The organism is Rhizobium sp. Root491 (assembly GCF_001427205.1).
Classification (GTDB): Bacteria; Pseudomonadota; Alphaproteobacteria; order Rhizobiales; family Rhizobiaceae; genus Agrobacterium; species Agrobacterium tumefaciens.
The window spans coordinates 1-19,406 of sequence record NZ_LMFF01000011.1 but is presented as its reverse complement, the minus strand read 5'-3'; the positions used below and the strand labels follow the sequence as shown (position 1 = coordinate 19,406).

General features: G+C 57.0%; 16 protein-coding genes, 1 tRNA gene and 1 pseudogene. 16 read left to right on the top strand and 2 right to left on the bottom strand.

The window, feature by feature from the left end; all coding sequences use genetic code 11:
- From ASD46_RS26515 to rpoC, 12 genes and pseudogenes are all read left to right on the top strand, one after another.
- Window positions 1-97, top strand: a pseudogene (locus ASD46_RS26515) (elongation factor Tu); the annotation flags it as partial.
- 344 nt (window positions 98-441) lie between these two features.
- Entirely contained in the window at window positions 442-1,248 is an 807-nt protein-coding gene (locus tag ASD46_RS11005) for a glycosyltransferase family 2 protein (RefSeq protein WP_060642267.1), read from the top strand.
- Between the two features lie 241 nt (window positions 1,249-1,489).
- Window positions 1,490-1,565, top strand: a tRNA-Trp gene (locus ASD46_RS11000).
- A gap of 184 nt (window positions 1,566-1,749) precedes the next feature.
- Entirely contained in the window at window positions 1,750-1,950 is a 201-nt protein-coding gene (gene secE / locus ASD46_RS10995; RefSeq protein WP_025593960.1) for a preprotein translocase subunit SecE, read from the top strand.
- A 21-nt stretch (window positions 1,951-1,971) separates the two neighbouring features.
- Window positions 1,972-2,502 carry a transcription termination/antitermination protein NusG gene (gene nusG, locus ASD46_RS10990; RefSeq protein WP_003519353.1) on the top strand — a complete coding sequence of 177 codons (531 nt, stop codon included), beginning with the start codon at window positions 1,972-1,974 and terminating at the stop codon, window positions 2,500-2,502.
- Between the two features lie 144 nt (window positions 2,503-2,646).
- Window positions 2,647-3,078, top strand: coding sequence for a 50S ribosomal protein L11 (gene rplK, locus ASD46_RS10985; protein ID WP_003519352.1), 432 nt, complete (start codon window positions 2,647-2,649; stop codon window positions 3,076-3,078).
- 2 nt (window positions 3,079-3,080) lie between these two features.
- Window positions 3,081-3,776, top strand: coding sequence for a 50S ribosomal protein L1 (gene rplA, locus ASD46_RS10980; protein ID WP_025593957.1), 696 nt, complete (start codon window positions 3,081-3,083; stop codon window positions 3,774-3,776).
- Window positions 3,777-4,133: 357 nt separating this feature from the next.
- Window positions 4,134-4,652, top strand: coding sequence for a 50S ribosomal protein L10 (gene rplJ, locus ASD46_RS10975; protein ID WP_003519348.1), 519 nt, complete (start codon window positions 4,134-4,136; stop codon window positions 4,650-4,652).
- A 59-nt stretch (window positions 4,653-4,711) separates the two neighbouring features.
- Window positions 4,712-5,089, top strand: coding sequence for a 50S ribosomal protein L7/L12 (gene rplL / locus ASD46_RS10970; RefSeq protein WP_003519347.1), 378 nt, complete (start codon window positions 4,712-4,714; stop codon window positions 5,087-5,089).
- Between the two features lie 29 nt (window positions 5,090-5,118).
- Window positions 5,119-5,286 carry a hypothetical protein gene (locus ASD46_RS27065; RefSeq protein WP_153793990.1) on the top strand — a complete coding sequence of 56 codons (168 nt, stop codon included), beginning with the start codon at window positions 5,119-5,121 and terminating at the stop codon, window positions 5,284-5,286.
- A 64-nt stretch (window positions 5,287-5,350) separates the two neighbouring features.
- Complete coding sequence (gene rpoB / locus ASD46_RS10965) at window positions 5,351-9,487, top strand: DNA-directed RNA polymerase subunit beta (RefSeq protein ID WP_013636439.1); 4,137 nt, start codon at window positions 5,351-5,353, stop codon at window positions 9,485-9,487.
- Window positions 9,488-9,667: 180 nt separating this feature from the next.
- Window positions 9,668-13,873 carry a DNA-directed RNA polymerase subunit beta' gene (rpoC, locus tag ASD46_RS10960; protein ID WP_003519344.1) on the top strand — a complete coding sequence of 1,402 codons (4,206 nt, stop codon included), beginning with the start codon at window positions 9,668-9,670 and terminating at the stop codon, window positions 13,871-13,873.
- A 100-nt stretch (window positions 13,874-13,973) separates the two neighbouring features.
- Here the strand turns inward: rpoC and ASD46_RS10955 are convergent, their stop codons facing one another.
- On the bottom strand, window positions 13,974-15,098 hold the full coding sequence (locus ASD46_RS10955) for a helix-turn-helix transcriptional regulator (RefSeq protein WP_025593956.1): 1,125 nt from the start codon (window positions 15,096-15,098) through the stop codon (window positions 13,974-13,976).
- Window positions 15,099-15,363: 265 nt separating this feature from the next.
- A complete protein-coding gene (locus tag ASD46_RS10950) occupies window positions 15,364-15,657 on the bottom strand; it encodes a hypothetical protein (protein WP_003519341.1) in 294 nt (97 codons plus the stop codon).
- A 530-nt stretch (window positions 15,658-16,187) separates the two neighbouring features.
- Between ASD46_RS10950 and rpsL the strand changes: the two genes are divergently transcribed.
- The 4 genes from rpsL to ASD46_RS26510 all read left to right on the top strand — a co-directional run.
- Window positions 16,188-16,559: a 30S ribosomal protein S12 gene (gene rpsL / locus ASD46_RS10945; RefSeq protein ID WP_003507760.1), complete on the top strand. Its 372-nt coding sequence runs from the start codon at window positions 16,188-16,190 to the stop codon at window positions 16,557-16,559.
- Window positions 16,560-16,636: 77 nt separating this feature from the next.
- Window positions 16,637-17,107 carry a 30S ribosomal protein S7 gene (gene rpsG / locus ASD46_RS10940; protein WP_003507761.1) on the top strand — a complete coding sequence of 157 codons (471 nt, stop codon included), beginning with the start codon at window positions 16,637-16,639 and terminating at the stop codon, window positions 17,105-17,107.
- 34 nt (window positions 17,108-17,141) lie between these two features.
- A complete protein-coding gene (gene fusA / locus ASD46_RS10935; protein ID WP_003519335.1) occupies window positions 17,142-19,241 on the top strand; it encodes an elongation factor G in 2,100 nt (699 codons plus the stop codon).
- 66 nt (window positions 19,242-19,307) lie between these two features.
- A partial coding sequence (locus tag ASD46_RS26510) for a GTP-binding protein (RefSeq protein WP_141681087.1) occupies window positions 19,308-19,406 on the top strand: 99 nt, incomplete at its 3' end.

Sequence of the window (19,406 nt, the reverse complement as noted above, 5' to 3'; positions counted from 1 at the left end):
GATCGTTCCGATCGCGATGGAAGAAAAGCTGCGCTTCGCTATCCGCGAAGGCGGCCGTACCGTCGGCGCCGGCATCGTCGCTTCTATCGTCGAGTAATCTTCGACAGACGGCGGTTTCGCCGGATTTAAAAATCTAGTTCTAAAACGGCGGTGTCTTCGGCATCGCCGTTTTTTTATGTAAAAATCGATTTTTGTAAATTTATATAGTTGAAAGATTCGTATAGTTTTATTATGTGAGTCCAAATTCTGATATTTTACTTATTTTGTGCGTATATTATGCGATATATTTAAGATAGTTGTGATTTATGCTTTATTATTATGTAATTCTATTTGTATTTAGCGGCGTAATTCGCCTGCAACTCGTTTGACGTAGATGAAACTATATTGATTAGCGCTTGGCTGGCTTGTTTTTATCGGCCAGTTTTCTTCCGAGACGACTTCATGTCCGATTTAACTGTTGTGCTCACCAGCTGTCGCCGTCCTGATCTTCTCATCGGAACTCTCGATAGCTTCTTCTCTACTAATGATTACCCGCTACGGGAATTTATCATTATCGAGGACTCTGACGACGAATCGGTGTGGGCGATTCCGGCGCGGTATCCAGAGCAACCGATCCGCGTCATTTTGAACGGCGTCAACATTGGGCAGCACCGCTCTATCGACCGGGCATATTCGGAAGTGCAAACCCCTTACATCCTGCATCTCGAAGACGACTGGGCATTTCCTGTTTCTAAGGTTGTGGGCAGGGGCATCGAAATACTGAAGCGGGACCCGCAAGTGGCGCTCGTTCAACTCAGAACCGATGACGACATGCCCCGTGACATTCGGCGTAAGGCGCAGGCAGTTGAAGATTTAGGGTATTGGCGAATACCGCCGACCGCGCATCGTGTCTGGCATAGCTTCACCTTCAATCCGACCGTCAAGCGGTTGTCCTGCTATAAAAAACTACCGCAAGGTTATGCTGGTTTCCGGACAGAGGCGGAAATTAGTATCTTTTATAAGGATCAGGGCGCGATCATGGCGTGGTTGGCCGAAGCCGGCGTCAGCCATTCGGGATTTGGCCGCAGCAATTATGGTCTTAAGAAACGCCGTGGTTGGCGCGGTGTGGCGCAAGAGCTCGACAGATTCTTTTCGCTGGCGACAATCCGTAAATGGCGGCGTTCGTTGACGCGCAACGTCGCACACTTCAAGCGCAAGTATCGGGAGCGTCAGTTGATCAGGTCCGATCGCAGTGCGCTTGAGCCGTAACAGATTAAAGGTCGGTTGCGAAAGGTATCAAACCAGCGCATTTGGATGCCGCAAAGGGGTTCGTTGAGGTGACGGGCTTGGGGGTAACCGGTTAAGCGGCCGAGGAAAAAACGTGGCGGGGAGGGCGTCAACAGTTTCTTCCGAAAGCGAATAAAAAGCGCTTGCCATTCTTTTCCGTGCGCCTTAAAGGGAACGCATACCGAAGCGGCCAAGTGATTTTCGTGGTCGGCTAAGGTGTTAAAGGGGTATAGCTCAGTTGGTAGAGCGGCGGTCTCCAAAACCGCAGGTCGTAAGTTCGAGCCTTACTGCCCCTGCCACTTTCCATCCGCAAGCGCGGTCTTCGCTGCATGGCAGATGGGTGCCGGTTTTCCGGCGAATTTCGCCGAATGTCGATTTCCTCTTGTTAAAACTGGAATCGGTGTTTATGTAAGGTCAAAACAGACACGCGGTGCGTGGGGCTGATTAGTTCGGCTTTACGCGCCGTAATTGCGTGGGCAGTCAATGGCATCCAAAACCAATCCGTTTACGTTTCTGCAGCAGGTTCGCGCCGAAGCGTCTAAAATCACTTGGCCGTCGCGCCGCGAGACCATGATTTCGACGGCTATGGTGCTTGTGATGGTCGTTTTTGCGGCTCTGTTCTTTTTTGCTGCTGACCAGCTCATCGGCTGGGTGCTTAGCCTCGTGCTGAACGTCGGCCGGTAACGGATTGAACGGAGAATAAAAATGGCAGCGCGCTGGTATATCGTTCACGCATATTCGAATTTCGAAAAGAAGGTCGCTGAGTCGATCGAAGAGAAGGCTCGTCAGAAGGGTCTTGATCATCTTTTCGAGAAAATCCTCGTTCCGACCGAAAAGGTTGTCGAGGTGCGTCGTGGCCGCAAGGTCGACAGCGAGCGCAAGTTCTTTCCAGGTTACGTGCTTGTGCGCGCCAACCTGACGGATGAGGCCTATCACCTCATCAAGAACACGCCGAAGGTGACCGGTTTCCTCGGTTCGGACAATAAGCCTGTTCCGATTCCGGATTATGAAGCCGATCGTATCCTCGGTCAGGTTCAGGAGGGCGTCGAGCGTCCGAAGTCTTCGGTTTCGTTCGAAGTCGGCGAGCAGGTTCGCGTTTCCGATGGTCCGTTCGCGTCGTTCAACGGCGTTGTTCAGGATGTCGACGAAGAGCGTTCGCGCCTGAAGGTGGAAGTTTCGATTTTCGGCCGCGCTACGCCGGTCGAGCTGGAATACAGTCAGGTCGAGAAGGTCTGACTGGAGGGGTGAAACCCCAATCGCGTGGAAGGCAAACGGGCTCCCATAGCCGGGGCAGGGCGCCGCACCACGCAACCGCAGCCGCCGGAGCGATCCGGCTAGAGAGAAGCCGGGAAACCGGTTTGAATTGAAAGGCAGAGAGATATGGCTAAGAAAGTTATGGGCCAGCTCAAGCTGCAGGTGAAGGCAGGGTCGGCCAATCCGTCCCCGCCGATCGGTCCTGCACTTGGTCAGCGCGGCATCAACATCATGGAATTCTGCAAGGCGTTCAATGCCGCCACGCAGGAAATGGAAAAGGGTATGCCGATTCCGGTCGTCATCACCTATTACCAGGACAAGTCCTTCACCTTCGTCATGAAGCAGCCGCCGATGACCTATTGGCTGAAGAAGGAAGCAAAGATCACCTCCGGCTCCAAGACGCCTGGCAAGGGCGCCAAGGTTGGCTCCATCACCAAGGCTCAGGTCAAGACGATCGCTGAAGCCAAGATGAAGGATCTGAATGCTGCCGATATCGAAGGCGCAATGGCAATGGTTGAGGGCTCTGCCCGCGCCATGGGCCTGGAAGTAGTAGGTTGATCATGGCCAAGGTAGCAAAGCGTATTCAGAAGATCCGCGAAGGTGTGGATCCTAACAAGCTCTACGTTCTCACCGACGCCATTTCGATGGTCAAGGAACGTGCGATCGCCAAGTTCGACGAAACCGTTGAAGTTTCGATGAACCTCGGCGTTGACCCGCGCCATGCGGACCAGATGGTTCGCGGCGTTGTCAACCTGCCGAACGGCACGGGCCGTGACGTTCGCGTCGCCGTTTTTGCACGTGGCGCCAAGGCTGATGAAGCCACGGCTGCTGGTGCTGACGTTGTTGGCGCAGAAGAGCTGGTTGAAATCGTTCAGGGCGGCAAGATCGACTTCGATCGTTGCATCGCGACCCCGGACATGATGCCGCTCGTCGGCCGTCTCGGCAAGGTACTCGGCCCGCGTGGCATGATGCCGAACCCGAAGGTCGGTACGGTGACGATGGATGTTGCCGGCGCCGTCAAGGCGTCCAAGGGCGGCGCTGTCGAGTTCCGCGTCGAAAAGGCCGGTATCGTACACGCTGGTATTGGCAAGGCTTCGTTCGACGCCAAGGCTCTTGAAGAAAACATCAAGGCTTTCGCCGATGCGGTCATCAAGGCAAAGCCGACGGGTGCCAAGGGCAACTACGTCAAGCGCGTTGCCATCTCCTCGACCATGGGTCCGGGCGTCAAGATCGAACCTTCGTCGGTTACGGCTTAATCAATTCTCGTGCTTCCCTGTCGGGGAGCGTGATTAAAACAATTTCCGGCTCTCAGGGAGCCGGAGATTTCCGGGGAAACCCGGAACTCCTGTCCGAGATTGCGGGTGGCCATGTCCTTCGGGGTTTGGCCTTAATCATTCAACCTGCATGAGACGGGTGAGGCTGGATTTGAGGCATCGCAGATGCCTGACTGTCCGGTTCGAACCTGGTGTGCCTGTGCCTGAAGCCGTTTGCGGCGACAGAGCGGGGGACAGGATCCTCGAGCGTCGCTCGGGATCTTTGTAAAAAGGTCCCTTGGGGCAAAGGCAAACCCGACGGGTTCACACTTATGTGGCCCCGTCTACTGGAGACAGACAGTGGAAAGAGCGGAAAAACGCGAATTCGTCACGGAGCTGAACGAAGTCTTCAAGGCTTCCGGTTCGGTTGTCGTGGCCCACTATGCTGGTGTCACCGTTGCGCAAATGAACGACTTCCGTTCGAAAATGCGCGCTGCCGGAGGCACCGTCAAGGTCGCGAAGAACCGCCTGGCCAAGATCGCTCTTCAGGGCACGGAGTCGGAAGGGATGACAGATCTCTTCAAGGGCCAGACGCTGATTGCATACAGCGTCGACCCTATGATTGCTCCGAAAGTCGTCATGGATTTCGCAAAGACCAACGATAAAGTCGTTGTTCTCGGCGGTTCCATGGGCGCAACCACGCTCAACGCCGAAGCAGTCAAGTCGCTTGCGACCCTGCCTTCGCTGGACGAGCTGCGCGCAAAGCTGCTGGGCCTACTCAACGCCCCGGCAACTCGCGTCGCCACGGTTGTCGCAGCACCTGCAAGCCAGCTTGCACGGGTGTTCTCGGCTTACGCCAAGAAGGACGAAGCCGCTTAAGGCGGTTTTTCGCTGTAATTATTCAAACTGGTTCGAACTGAACAAAAGGAACTATCAAAATGGCTGATCTCGCAAAGATCGTTGAAGACCTCTCCACCCTGACCGTTCTGGAAGCTGCAGAACTGTCGAAGCTTCTCGAAGAAAAGTGGGGCGTTTCCGCCGCTGCTCCGGTAGCTGTTGCTGCTGCTGGCGGTGCTGGCGCTGCTGCTGTCGTTGAAGAAGAAAAGACCGAATTCGACGTGATCCTGGTTGACGCTGGCGCCAACAAGATCAACGTCATCAAGGAAGTCCGCGCTATCACGGGTCTCGGCCTGAAGGAAGCTAAGGACCTCGTTGAAGGCGCTCCGAAGGCTGTCAAGGAAGCTGTTTCCAAGGCTGAAGCTGCTGACCTCAAGAAGAAGCTTGAAGACGCTGGCGCCAAGGTCGACGTTAAGTAATCTTGCGATTGCTGGCGGGAAGGGGCTTCATGCCCCTTTCCGTCGTCATCGTTTTAAAACTTATTACCCAAAAGCCGCGTGAAAATGGCTTTTGGGTAATGGGTTCTTCAAGAGAATGGTTCCGAACCGGCTCATCTAGGCAATCCGGCCTGATCGATCCGGGATGTGGAACGAGATTGATGACACCCATTGCTTGACGGGATCGACTGGCCATCGGTTCCCGTCCGTTGCAGGCCCGGATGCAATTTTAAAGGAGCGACGATGGCTCAGACCCTTTCGTTTAACGGTCGCAGGCGCGTACGCAAGTTTTTCGGCAAAATTCCAGAAGTAGCGGAAATGCCGAACCTCATCGAGGTTCAGAAGGCTTCGTATGACCAGTTTCTCATGGTTGACGAGCCCAAGGGTGGCCGTCCCGACGAGGGATTGAATGCCGTATTCAAATCCGTATTCCCGATCACCGATTTTTCCGGCGCATCCATGCTCGAGTTCGTGTCTTACGAATTCGAAGCGCCGAAGTTTGACGTCGAGGAATGCCGTCAGCGCGATCTGACCTACGCAGCGCCGCTGAAGGTGACGCTGCGCCTCATCGTGTTCGATATCGACGAGGATACAGGCGCGAAGTCCATCAAGGACATCAAGGAACAGTCCGTATACATGGGCGACATGCCGCTCATGACCAATAACGGCACGTTCATCGTCAACGGTACAGAGCGCGTCATCGTTTCGCAGATGCACCGTTCGCCGGGCGTATTCTTTGACCACGACAAGGGCAAGAGCCATTCTTCCGGCAAGCTTTTGTTCGCTGCCCGCGTCATCCCGTATCGCGGTTCCTGGCTCGACATCGAGTTCGACGCCAAGGACATCGTCTATGCGCGTATCGACCGTCGCCGCAAGCTGCCCGTGACCTCGCTCCTGATGGCGCTTGGCATGGATGGTGAAGAAATCCTGTCGACGTTCTACAGCAAGGCTTCCTACGAGCGCTCCGGCGATGGCTGGCGCATTCCGTTCCAGCCTGAAACGCTGAAGAATGCCAAGGTCATCACCGACATGATCGACGCCGACACCGGCGAAGTCGTTGTCGAAGGTGGCAAGAAGCTGACTCCGCGTCTTATCCGCCAGCTCGTCGACAAGGGCCTGAAGGCACTTAAGGCGACTGACGAAGATCTCTACGGCAACTTCCTTGCCGAAGACATCGTCAACTACTCGACGGGTGAGATCTATCTCGAAGCCGGCGACGAAATCGACGAAAAGACGCTTGGCCTCATTCTTCAGTCCGGCTTTGACGAGATTCCGGTCCTCAACATCGACCACGTCAATGTTGGCGCCTATATCCGCAACACGCTGCATGCGGACAAGAACCAGAACCGCCAGGAAGCGCTGTTCGATATCTACCGCGTCATGCGTCCGGGTGAGCCGCCGACCATGGATTCGGCAGAAGCGATGTTCAACTCGCTGTTCTTCGATGCAGAACGTTATGATCTCTCGGCTGTTGGCCGCGTGAAGATGAACATGCGTCTCGACCTCGACGCGGAAGACACCGTGCGCACGCTGCGCAAGGAAGACATCCTCGCTGTCGTCAAGATGCTGGTCGAACTGCGCGACGGCAAGGGCGAAATCGACGACATCGACAACCTCGGCAACCGCCGTGTGCGTTCGGTCGGCGAGCTGATGGAAAACCAGTACCGCCTCGGCCTTCTGCGCATGGAACGTGCGATCAAGGAACGTATGTCCTCGATCGAAATCGACACTGTGATGCCGCAGGACCTGATCAATGCGAAGCCGGCAGCTGCCGCCGTTCGCGAATTCTTCGGTTCCTCGCAGCTGTCGCAGTTCATGGACCAGGTGAACCCGCTTTCGGAAATCACCCACAAGCGCCGTCTTTCGGCTCTTGGACCGGGTGGTCTGACCCGTGAGCGCGCCGGCTTCGAAGTCCGCGACGTTCATCCGACCCACTACGGCCGTATTTGCCCGATCGAAACGCCGGAAGGCCCGAACATCGGTCTGATCAACTCGCTTGCCACCTTTGCCCGCGTCAACAAGTACGGCTTCATCGAAAGCCCGTACCGCAAGATCATCGACGGCAAGGTGACGACCGACGTTATCTACCTCTCCGCTATGGAAGAGGCCAAGTACTACGTCGCACAGGCCAATGCCGAGCTCGATGGCGAAGGCGCCTTCACTGAAGAGTTCGTTGTTTGCCGTCACTCGGGCGAAGTTATGCTCGCACCGCGCGACAACATTAACCTGATGGACGTTTCGCCGAAGCAGCTCGTTTCGGTCGCAGCGGCTCTCATTCCGTTCCTGGAAAACGACGACGCCAACCGCGCTCTCATGGGCTCGAACATGCAGCGTCAGGCCGTTCCGCTTCTGCGGGCGGAAGCGCCGTTCGTCGGCACAGGCATGGAACCGATCGTCGCCCGTGACTCCGGCGCTGCCATCGCGGCTCGCCGCGGCGGTGTCGTCGACCAGGTGGATGCGACCCGTATCGTTATCCGCGCTACGGAAGAACTCGATGCCGGCAAGTCGGGCGTCGATATCTACCGTCTGCAGAAGTTCCAGCGTTCGAACCAGAACACCTGCGTCAACCAGCGTCCGCTGGTCGCTGTCGGTGACATCATCTCCAAGGGTGACATCATCGCTGATGGTCCGTCGACCGACCTCGGCGATCTGGCTCTTGGCCGTAACGCGCTCGTCGCGTTCATGCCCTGGAACGGCTACAACTACGAAGACTCGATCCTGATGTCGGAACGTATCGTTTCCGATGACGTGTTCACCTCCATCCACATCGAAGAATTCGAAGTGATGGCGCGTGACACGAAGCTTGGTCCGGAAGAAATCACACGCGACATTCCGAACGTTTCGGAAGAAGCGCTGAAGAACCTCGACGAAGCCGGTATCGTTTACATCGGTGCGGAAGTTCAGCCGGGCGATATCCTCGTCGGCAAGATCACGCCGAAGGGCGAAAGCCCGATGACGCCGGAAGAAAAGCTTCTGCGCGCCATCTTCGGTGAAAAGGCTTCCGACGTTCGCGACACCTCCATGCGCATGCCTCCGGGCACGTTTGGTACCGTTGTGGAAGTCCGCGTCTTCAACCGTCACGGTGTGGAGAAGGACGAGCGCGCGATGGCAATCGAGCGCGAAGAGATCGAACGTCTGGCAAAGGACCGCGACGACGAACAGGCAATTCTCGACCGTAACGTCTACGGCCGCCTGATCGACATGCTGCGTGGTCACGTTTCCATCGCCGGTCCGAAGGGCTTCAAGAAGGGCGTCGAGCTTTCCAACGCCGTCGTCTCCGAATATCCCCGCTCGCAGTGGTGGATGTTTGCAGTCGAAGACGAGAAGGCCCAGTCCGAACTGGAAGCACTTCGCGGCCAGTACGACGAATCCAAGTCGCGCCTTGAACAGCGCTTCATGGACAAGGTCGAGAAGGTCCAGCGCGGCGATGAAATGCCTCCTGGCGTCATGAAGATGGTCAAGGTCTTCGTCGCTGTGAAGCGCAAGATCCAGCCGGGCGACAAGATGGCCGGCCGTCACGGTAACAAGGGCGTCGTCTCGCGTATCGTTCCTGTCGAGGACATGCCGTTCCTCGAAGACGGCACGCATGTCGACATCTGCTTGAACCCGCTCGGCGTGCCTTCGCGCATGAACGTCGGCCAGATCCTCGAAACCCACCTCGCATGGGCATGCGCAGGTATGGGCAAGAAGATCGGCGAGATGCTCGAAGAGTATCGCAAGACAATGGACATCAGCGAGCTTCGCACGGAGCTTACCGAAATCTATGCGAGTGAATCGCATGACGAGGTAAAGCGCTTCGACGACGAGTCGCTGGTCAAGCTTGCCGAAGAAGCCAAGCGCGGTGTTTCCATCGCGACCCCGGTCTTCGACGGTGCGCATGAACCCGACGTTGCCGCGATGCTGAAGAAGGCAGGTCTGCATGAATCCGGTCAGTCCGTTCTTTATGACGGTCGTACCGGCGAGCCGTTCGACCGCAAGGTCACCGTCGGCTACATGTACATGATCAAGCTGAACCACCTTGTTGACGACAAGATCCACGCTCGCTCGATCGGTCCTTACTCGCTCGTTACCCAGCAGCCGCTGGGCGGCAAGGCGCAGTTCGGCGGACAGCGCTTCGGGGAAATGGAAGTCTGGGCTCTGGAAGCATACGGCGCGGCTTACACGCTGCAGGAAATGCTCACCGTCAAGTCGGACGACGTGGCGGGCCGCACCAAGGTCTACGAGGCGATCGTCCGTGGCGACGATACCTTCGAGGCCGGTATCCCCGAGAGCTTCAACGTTCTCGTCAAGGAAATGCGGTCGCTCGGTCTTTCGGTCGAACTGGAGAACTCGAAGGTCGAGACCCAGCCCGAGGATCAGCTGCCCGACGCAGCGGAATAAAGATGAGAGAGGCGGGCGCCGTGTTGGCGCCTGCCGTTTCCCCGGCGACCAATGGTTGCCGCGGGACACTTTCGCCGCATTGTGCGGTTAATCCGTATTTAAAGCTCTGGACGGTGACCCGGGAAGAAGCCGGTCCAGATGCAAACAGGGGCAGCAGCTAGCCTCTCAAGGAGACAAGGCATGAACCAAGAGGTCATGAATCTTTTCAATCCTCAGGTGCCTGCGCAGCATTTCGATTCCATCCGGATTTCGATCGCTTCGCCGGAAAAAATCCTGTCGTGGTCCTACGGCGAGATCAAGAAGCCGGAAACCATCAACTATCGTACGTTCAAGCCGGAACGCGATGGTCTCTTCTGCGCACGCATTTTCGGACCTATCAAGGACTACGAATGCCTGTGCGGCAAGTACAAGCGCATGAAGTACAAGGGCATCATCTGCGAAAAGTGCGGCGTTGAAGTTACGCTGTCGCGCGTTCGCCGTGAGCGCATGGGCCATATCGAGCTCGCAGCGCCCGTTGCCCATATCTGGTTCCTGAAGTCGCTTCCCTCGCGTATCTCGACCTTGCTCGACATGACGCTGAAGGATGTCGAACGCGTTCTCTATTTCGAGAACTACATCGTCACCGAACCCGGCCTCACCTCGATGAAGCAGAACCAGCTTCTGTCCGAGGAAGAGTACATGATCGCCGTCGACGAGTTCGGCGAAGACCAGTTCACCGCCATGATCGGCGCTGAAGCCATCTACGAGATGCTGGCTTCGATGAACCTCGAAAAGATCGCCGGCGACCTGCGTGCCGAGCTTGCCGAGACCACCTCGGATCTCAAGCAGAAGAAGTTCATGAAGCGTCTCAAGATCGTTGAGAACTTCATGGAATCCGGCAATCGTCCTGAGTGGATGATCATGAAGGTCGTTCCGGTTATTCCGCCGGACCTTCGTCCGCTGGTTCCGCTGGATGGTGGCCGTTTCGCGACGTCCGACCTCAACGATCTCTATCGCCGCGTCATCAACCGTAACAACCGTCTGAAGCGCCTGATCGAGCTTCGCGCGCCTGGTATCATCATCCGCAACGAAAAGCGTATGTTGCAGGAATCCGTCGATGCGCTGTTCGATAACGGCCGTCGCGGTCGCGTCATCACGGGTGCGAACAAGCGTCCGCTGAAGTCGCTGTCCGACATGCTCAAGGGCAAGCAGGGCCGCTTCCGCCAGAACCTTCTCGGCAAGCGCGTCGACTATTCAGGCCGTTCGGTCATCGTGACCGGTCCGGAGCTGAAGCTGCACCAGTGCGGCCTGCCGAAGAAGATGGCGCTCGAGCTGTTCAAGCCGTTCATCTATGCCCGCCTCGACGCCAAGGGTTACTCCTCGACCGTCAAGCAGGCCAAGAAGCTGGTTGAAAAGGAAAAGCCTGAAGTTTGGGATATCCTCGACGAGGTTATCCGCGAGCATCCGGTCCTTCTGAACCGCGCACCGACGCTTCACCGTCTGGGTATCCAGGCCTTCGAACCCATGCTGGTTGAAGGCAAGGCCATTCAGCTGCATCCGCTCGTCTGCACGGCTTTCAACGCCGACTTCGACGGTGACCAGATGGCCGTTCACGTGCCGCTGTCGCTTGAAGCCCAGCTTGAAGCCCGCGTGCTGATGATGTCGACCAACAACATCCTGCATCCGGCAAACGGCCATCCGATCATCGTTCCTTCGCAGGACATGGTTCTCGGCCTGTATTACCTGTCGATCATGAACCAGAATGAGCCCGGCGAAGGCATGGCCTTCTCGGACATCGGCGAATTGCATCACGCGCTTGAAAACAAGGTCGTGACGCTGCATGCCAAGATCCGTGGTCGTTTCAAGACCGTGGATGCTGACGGCAAGCCGGTTTCTAAGATCCATGAAACGACGCCTGGCCGTATGCTGATTGGCGAACTTCTGCCGAAGAACGTCAACGTGCCGTTCGACGTCTGCAACCAGGAAATGACCAAGAAGAACATCTCCAAGATGATCGACACGGTCTACCGTCATTGCGGCCAGAAAGACACGGTCATCTTCTGCGACCGGATCATGCAGCTCGGCTTTGCTCACGCTTGCCGCGCCGGTATCTCGTTCGGCAAGGACGACATGGTCATTCCGGACAGCAAGGTTAAGATCGTCGGTGACACCGAAGCCTTGGTGAAGGAATACGAACAGCAGTATAACGACGGTCTCATCACCCAGGGCGAAAAGTACAACAAGGTTGTCGACGCCTGGGGTAAGGCAACCGAAAAGGTCGCCGAAGAAATGATGGCGCGCATCAAGGCTGTGGAATTCGACCCGGAAACGGGCCGCCAGAAGCCGATGAACTCCATCTACATGATGAGCCATTCGGGCGCCCGCGGTTCACCGAACCAGATGCGTCAGCTGGGCGGCATGCGCGGCCTGATGGCCAAGCCCTCGGGTGAAATCATCGAGACGCCGATCATCTCGAACTTCAAGGAAGGCCTGACCGTTAACGAGTACTTCAACTCGACCCATGGTGCCCGTAAGGGTCTTGCAGACACCGCCTTGAAGACGGCGAACTCGGGTTACCTTACCCGCCGTCTCGTCGACGTGGCACAGGATTGCATCGTTAACTCCGTGGATTGCGGCACCGACAAGGGCCTCACCATGACCGCCATCGTTGATGCCGGTCAGGTCGTTGCCTCGCTCGGCGCACGTATCCTCGGCCGTACGGCTCTTGATGACATCGACAATCCGGTAACTGGCGAGAACATCGTCAAGGCCAGAACGTTGATCGACGAAGCCGACGTTGCAATCATCGAGAAGGCTGGCATCCAGTCCGTCCGTATCCGCTCGGCACTGACCTGCGAAGTGCAGGTCGGCGTTTGCGGCGTCTGCTACGGTCGTGACCTTGCTCGCGGTACTCCGGTCAACATGGGCGAAGCCGTTGGCGTCATCGCCGCACAGTCGATCGGTGAACCGGGCACGCAGCTCACCATGCGTACCTTCCACCTTGGCGGTACGGCAAACGTGGTCGACCAGTCGTTCCTGGAAGCTTCGTACGAAGGCACGATCCAGATCAAGAACCGCAACATCCTGCGGAACTCCGATGGCGTTCTCATCGCAATGGGCCGTAACATGTCGGTCACCATTCTCGATGAGCGTGGCGTGGAACGTTCCTCGCAGCGCGTCGCTTATGGTTCGAAGATCTTCGTTGATGATGGCGACAAGGTAAAACGCGGCCAGCGTCTTGCAGAGTGGGACCCCTACACACGTCCGATGATGACGGAAGTGGAAGGTACCGTTCACTTCGAGGACCTCGTCGACGGTCTTTCCGTTCTGGAAGCCACCGACGAATCCACCGGCATCACCAAGCGTCAGGTCATTGACTGGCGTTCGACGCCGCGTGGTTCGGACCTCAAGCCCGCGATCATCATCAAGGATGCTTCCGGCGCTGTTGCAAAGCTTAGCCGCGGTGGCGAAGCTCGCTTCCACCTCTCGGTGGACGCGATCCTGTCGGTTGAGCCTGGTTCGAAGGTCTTCCAGGGTGACGTGCTTGCACGTTCGCCGCTGGAAAGCGCCAAGACCAAGGACATCACCGGTGGTCTGCCGCGCGTTGCCGAACTGTTCGAAGCACGTCGTCCGAAGGATCATGCTGTCATCGCTGAGATCGATGGTACGATCCGCCTCGGTCGCGACTACAAGAACAAGCGTCGCGTGATGATCGAGCCTGCGGAAGATGGCGTCGAGCCGGTCGAATACCTGATCCCGAAGGGCAAGCCCTTCCATCTTCAGGAAGGCGACTACATCGAGAAGGGCGAATACATTCTCGACGGCAATCCGGCACCGCACGACATTCTGGCAATCAAGGGCGTAGAGGCTTTGGCTTCCTACCTCGTGAACGAAATCCAGGAAGTCTACCGACTGCAGGGCGTTGTGATCAACGACAAGCACATCGAGGTGATCGTTCGCCAGATGCTGCAGAAGGTCGAGATCACCGATGCGGGCGACAGCCACTACATCGTTGGCGACAATGTCGATCGTATCGAGCTTGACGACAACAACGACCGCCTGATCGAAGAAGGCAAGAAGCCCGCCTATGGCGATCCGGTTCTTCTCGGCATCACCAAGGCGTCGCTGCAGACGCCGTCCTTCATCTCGGCCGCATCGTTCCAGGAAACCACCAAGGTTCTCACGGAAGCTGCGATCGCCGGCAAGACGGATACGCTGCAGGGCCTCAAGGAAAACGTCATCGTCGGCCGCCTCATCCCGGCCGGTACCGGCGGCACCATGACGCAGATCCGCCGCATCGCCACCTCGCGCGACGACCTCATTCTCGAGGAACGCCGCAAGGGTACGGGTGCAGGCTCTGCAACACAGATGCTGCAGGACATGACGGATCCGGCTCCGGCCGAATAAGGTCTGCTCAAGGGCAGGGGCTTTACGAAGCCCCGCCAAAGTTCAGTAAAAAAACGCCCGGAGTAATCCGGGCGTTTTTTGTTTTGGTCGGGTTCGAAGGTCAGATCTGGTCCTTCACATGGCTAGTCCCGTCTCGGGGTTTTTCCTGCTCACCGATGGTGTAGCGCGTCAAAACGGAAAGCCGGCGAACGAGATCGGTTTGGCCCGTACTGCCGGTCTTTGCATAGATAGACTTGGCGTTGCTGCGAACCGTTTCGTGCGAGATTTGAAGTTGCTTTGCCACGGAGGGAAGTGAAAGGCCCTTCAGGATTTCCAGCGCGACACGGGCCTCGCCCTTGGTGAGATCGTATAACCCCTTCAGAAGCGGCGTGACGTCGGCAACGGTGTCTGATGGTTGCGATATCAGCACGATGGCGCTGCCGTTAGGGGATAAATCCAGCGCGTCCTTGCGCAGCGGTATGACGTGAAGGATGCACACCCCGTCTCCGCTTGTCGGCAGGGGTAAGGAACTGACACTGCCGCCGGCGAGGGCCTTGTAAAGCAGCCGGTTTATTCTCTCGTCCAAGATCAAGATCCTGTCGCGGGCGCGGGTGGAAATACACTTTTTGGTCGCCTCGAACAGGGTGTTTGTGGAAAGAACGCGTCCGCTTGCCTGGAGCACCGCCGCCGGCGCACCGATGGCGTTGAGGCCGAGCGTGATGGCATCTGCTTTCTGGCGTTGCAGCCCTGTTGCGAGGGTGAGGCTGCGGGTGATATGCGGCCTCAGCCGGCCAAGTGCCGCCATGGTTTCCGGACCAATGATTCCTCTGTCGAGCTTGCGTTCGAACAGGAGAGTCATTTCGGGATGATCCGGCGGCGCAACCTGCGTTGCCACCCCATATCCCAGTCCACGCGGCATCAGGAAATCGCGCACGATTGGCAGCCCCGCCCATTCGTCAGGGGTAAAGATATCGAAATCATGCACGAAGGAAAATTGGCCCTCGCGGACAGCGCGTGTGAGGCGATCGTTGCGGTGGTTCCAGCCGCCCTTCATGAAGGCTTGCATGAGCTCCTGGAAATTGGGCGGATAGAGCCATGCTTCATCCTCGCCTTTGCCCCAGGTGAGCGCGCCGCCCCAGAAATCGAGCCGGTGGCAGATTGCGGCTATCACGTTTGCCCAGCGATCGGGAAAAAGTGCTGCCTCGTAAATGTCATCTATAATGTCTGCCGAAGATATATTATCCAACCCGCCACCGAAATCATGCGTCGGGATCAATTTAATCTTATATCTTCGTATATTTCAACGGAAATACAAATAATACTATTATATTTAAAGTATATAATCTATCAGTGACTTAATATATTGGAATTTACCAAGGTCTTTTGCAGGAAAGGGTGGCTGGCACGCAAGATTTCGGCCTTGGCATCAAGTCCTGGAAGACAACCGCCCTGGTGTGGGCGGGTGCCGTTTTTATCGGTGGCGGCGCATTTGTCGCGGTGAGGGCGATCCCTCAGGCGAAACGGATGATGGCGACTTCGCCCTCCAGGGCGCCCTGATAGGCGGAAGCGTGCGGCTCTTCGTCCGGAACTTCAGTCAGCATGCCGATCTGGTCGAGGTCGGCTTCGATGAAACCTTCCTCCGAAAGCGCGTTCAGCGTTTCGCGTACGGCGGTGTCGTCGTCCGGCGCCCGCAGAATGACGTGGATGTCGATGCCTTCGGAATTGTCGTGTTCGTAAGCCTTGCCGATGACGATGAAGACCATCGGCTCGTCGCGTCCGTTGTCGTTGTCGGGGAGGTTGGTCATGACGCGGTTCCTTGATATGTCGTTGTGGAGTATGCGGGCCGGACGGAATCGGTCTTGCGCGCGGCGGTGCCAGCTCCGGCCCGCTTGAGGGAATCAATAGACGGATTTTGTGAAAAGCCAAAGGCCGGAGGTCAAAATCGCTGTTGCCGGCTGTGACTTATGTTAGAAGGAGGGGGCAAAGGGCCTGTGCGCAGGCTTTGTGGCCTCGGGTGCCAGCGCAAAATGCGGATTCGCCCTTGACGAAAGCTGGCTAAAACAGTAGTACGCCCGCCATCGGAGCCTCTATCTGTGCTGGCCGTTCGGAAACGTTTTTCCCGGACATCATCTCAAATGAAGCTTCATTGCACGTAGAAGACACGAATGTTGCACGCAAGACGCCTCATCCGGCGTCCTCTGCTCTTGGTGGTCCATCCGTGAAAACGGATCGGGCCACGTTTTGCGCATGAGGATATATGCGTGCTTCGTCGCCGGAAACGGCATAGCCGCCACCCGTGAGGGTGGCTAAAGTAGTTTTTGCAAGGGATGGTTATATGCCTACCGTAAACCAGCTGATCCGTAAGCCCCGCCAGGCACAGGTAAAGCGCAACAAGGTTCCTGCACTTCAGGAAAACCCACAGAAGCGTGGTGTTTGCACCCGCGTTTACACGACGACCCCGAAGAAGCCGAACTCGGCTCTGCGTAAGGTTGCCAAGATCCGCCTCACCAACGGCTTCGAAGTCATCGGCTACATTCCCGGCGAAGGTCACAACCTTCAGGAACACTCCGTGGTCATGATCCGCGGCGGCCGCGTGAAGGACTTGCCGGGTGTGCGTTACCACATCATCCGCGGTGTTCTCGATACCCAGGGCGTCAAGAACCGCAAGCAGCGCCGTTCGAAGTACGGTGCGAAGCGTCCGAAGTAATTTTCGGCAACAACAATCAGGCGCTGCGCGAGGTTCTCCGCGTGGTTTAGCGTCAATAACATTGAGAGACAAAGAATATGTCCCGTCGCCATAGTGCAGAAAAGCGTGAGATCAACCCGGACCCGAAGTTCGGCGATCTGGTCGTCACCAAGTTCATGAATGCCATCATGCTTCACGGCAAGAAGTCCGTCGCGGAAAGCATCGTTTACGGCGCGTTCGACGTCGTTCAGGGCAAGACGAAGCAGGAGCCGCTCGGCGTGTTCCACTCCGCCCTCGACAACGTTGCTCCGCACGTTGAAGTGCGTTCGCGTCGCGTTGGCGGTGCTACGTACCAGGTCCCGGTCGACGTTCGTCCGGAGCGCCGTCAGGCTCTCGCCATCCGCTGGCTGATCACTGCTGCTCGCAAGCGTAACGAAACGACCATGGTCGATCGCCTTTCCGGCGAACTCATGGACGCTGCGAACAACCGCGGTTCCGCCGTCAAGAAGCGTGAAGACACGCACAAGATGGCCGACGCAAACCGCGCATTCTCGCATTACCGCTGGTAATCTTAAACGGTCGCATATCGAAAGGCAGTCCATTATGGCTCGCGAATATAAAATCGAAGACTACCGCAATTTCGGTATCATGGCGCATATCGACGCCGGTAAGACGACGACCACCGAGCGTATTCTTTATTACACCGGTAAGTCGCACAAGATCGGCGAAGTTCATGATGGCGCTGCCACGATGGACTGGATGGAACAGGAGCAGGAACGTGGTATCACCATCACGTCCGCTGCGACCACGACCTTCTGGAAGGGTCGCGATGGCAAGATGCGCCGTTTCAACATCATCGACACCCCCGGCCACGTTGACTTCACCATTGAAGTCGAGCGTTCGCTGCGCGTTCTCGACGGTGCCATCGCTCTTCTCGACGCCAACGCCGGTGTAGAGCCGCAGACGGAAACCGTCTGGCGTCAGGCTGAGAAGTACAACGTTCCGCGTATGATCTTCTGCAACAAGATGGACAAGACCGGTGCTGACTTCTACCGCTCGGTAGAAATGATCAAGACCCGTCTCGGCGCTACCGCCGTTGTCATGCAGCTGCCGATCGGCGCTGAGACCGAGTTCAAGGGCGTTATCGACCTGATCGAGATGAACGCACTCATCTGGCGCGACGAATCGCTCGGCGCTCAGTGGGACGTCGTCGAAATTCCTGAAGACATGAAGGCCAAGGCTGAAGAATATCGCGAAAAGCTGATCGAGACCGTTGTCGAGATCGACGAAGAAGCGATGGAAGACTACCTGAACGGCATCATGCCCGACAACGAGAAGATCCGTTCGCTCGTTCGCCGCGGCACCATCGACGTGAAGTTCCACCCGATGTTCTGCGGTACCGCGTTCAAGAACAAGGGCGTTCAGCCGCTTCTCGACGCCGTCGTCGACTACCTGCCTTCGCCGCTGGACATTCCCGCGATCAAGGGCATCGACTTCAAGACCGAAGCCGAAATCGAGCGTCATGCCGATGACAGCGAGCCGCTTTCCATGCTCGCGTTCAAGATCATGAACGACCCCTTCGTCGGTTCGCTGACCTTCGCCCGCATCTACTCCGGCAAGCTCGAAAAGGGCACGTCGGTCATCAACACGGTCAAGGACAAGCGCGAGCGCGTCGGCCGTATGCTGCAGATGCATTCCAACAGCCGTGAAGACATCGAAGAAGCCTTTGCCGGCGACATCGTTGCTCTGGCTGGCCTCAAGGAAACCACCACTGGCGATACGCTCTGCGATCCGCTGAAGCCGGTTATCCTCGAGCGCATGGAATTCCCCGAGCCGGTCATCCAGATCGCCATCGAGCCGAAGACCAAGGGCGACCAGGAAAAGATGGGCCTCGCGCTCAACCGCCTGGCTGCTGAAGATCCTTCGTTCCGCGTCAAGACGGATGAAGAATCCGGTCAGACGATCATTGCAGGCATGGGCGAACTTCACCTCGACATCCTCGTTGACCGTATGCGTCGCGAGTTCAAGGTTGAAGCAACCGTCGGTGCTCCGCAGGTTGCCTACCGCGAAACCATCACGCGTCAGCACGAAGAAGACTACACGCACAAGAAGCAGTCCGGTGGTACCGGTCAGTTTGCTCGCGTGAAGATCATCTTCGAACCGAACCCTGAAGGCGAAGAATTCAAGTTCGAATCCAAGATCGTCGGCGGTGCTGTTCCGAAGGAATACATCCCGGGCGTTCAGAAGGGTATCGAAAGCGTTCTGTCTTCCGGTCCGCTTGCTGGCTTCCCGATGCTGGGCGTCAAGGCGACCCTGATCGACGGCGCATACCACGATGTCGACTCCTCGGTTCTGGCGTTCGAAATCGCATCGCGTGCCTGCTTCCGTGAAGCAGCAAAGAAGGCTGGTGCACAGCTTCTCGAGCCGATGATGAAGGTCGAAGTCGTCACCCCTGAAGATTACGTCGGTGACGTGATCGGCGATCTGAACTCGCGTCGCGGTCAGATCCAGGGTCAGGAATCGCGTGGCATCACCATCGTGATCAGCGCACACGTTCCGCTCGCGAACATGTTCAAGTACGTCGACAACCTGCGCTCCATGTCGCAGGGCCGCGCGCAGTACTCGATGACGTTCGATCACTATTCGCCGGTTCCGTCGAACGTGGCGCAGGAAATCCAGGCAAAGTACTCCGGTCAGAAGTGATCGGGGTACGCCCCATCAGAGATTTGAAGATTATTCCCCTCAAGGGACAAGAATGGAGAGCCACTAATGGCAAAGAGCAAGTTTGAGCGCAATAAGCCGCACGTCAACATTGGCACGATCGGTCACGTCGACCACGGCAAGACGTCGTTGACTGCTGCGATCACG

Coding starts and splice junctions, on each gene's coding strand:
- ASD46_RS11005 (WP_060642267.1), top strand. CDS start 442: ATGTCCGATTTAACTGTTGTGCTCACCAGCTGTCGCCGTCCTGATCTT.
- secE (WP_025593960.1), top strand. CDS start 1,750: ATGGCATCCAAAACCAATCCGTTTACGTTTCTGCAGCAGGTTCGCGCC.
- nusG (WP_003519353.1), top strand. CDS start 1,972: ATGGCAGCGCGCTGGTATATCGTTCACGCATATTCGAATTTCGAAAAG.
- rplK (WP_003519352.1), top strand. CDS start 2,647: ATGGCTAAGAAAGTTATGGGCCAGCTCAAGCTGCAGGTGAAGGCAGGG.
- rplA (WP_025593957.1), top strand. CDS start 3,081: ATGGCCAAGGTAGCAAAGCGTATTCAGAAGATCCGCGAAGGTGTGGAT.
- rplL (WP_003519347.1), top strand. CDS start 4,712: ATGGCTGATCTCGCAAAGATCGTTGAAGACCTCTCCACCCTGACCGTT.
- ASD46_RS27065 (WP_153793990.1), top strand. CDS start 5,119: ATGCCCCTTTCCGTCGTCATCGTTTTAAAACTTATTACCCAAAAGCCG.
- rpoB (WP_013636439.1), top strand. CDS start 5,351: ATGGCTCAGACCCTTTCGTTTAACGGTCGCAGGCGCGTACGCAAGTTT.
- rpoC (WP_003519344.1), top strand. CDS start 9,668: ATGAACCAAGAGGTCATGAATCTTTTCAATCCTCAGGTGCCTGCGCAG.
- ASD46_RS10950 (WP_003519341.1), bottom strand. CDS start 15,657: ATGACCAACCTCCCCGACAACGACAACGGACGCGACGAGCCGATGGTC.
- rpsL (WP_003507760.1), top strand. CDS start 16,188: ATGCCTACCGTAAACCAGCTGATCCGTAAGCCCCGCCAGGCACAGGTA.
- rpsG (WP_003507761.1), top strand. CDS start 16,637: ATGTCCCGTCGCCATAGTGCAGAAAAGCGTGAGATCAACCCGGACCCG.
- fusA (WP_003519335.1), top strand. CDS start 17,142: ATGGCTCGCGAATATAAAATCGAAGACTACCGCAATTTCGGTATCATG.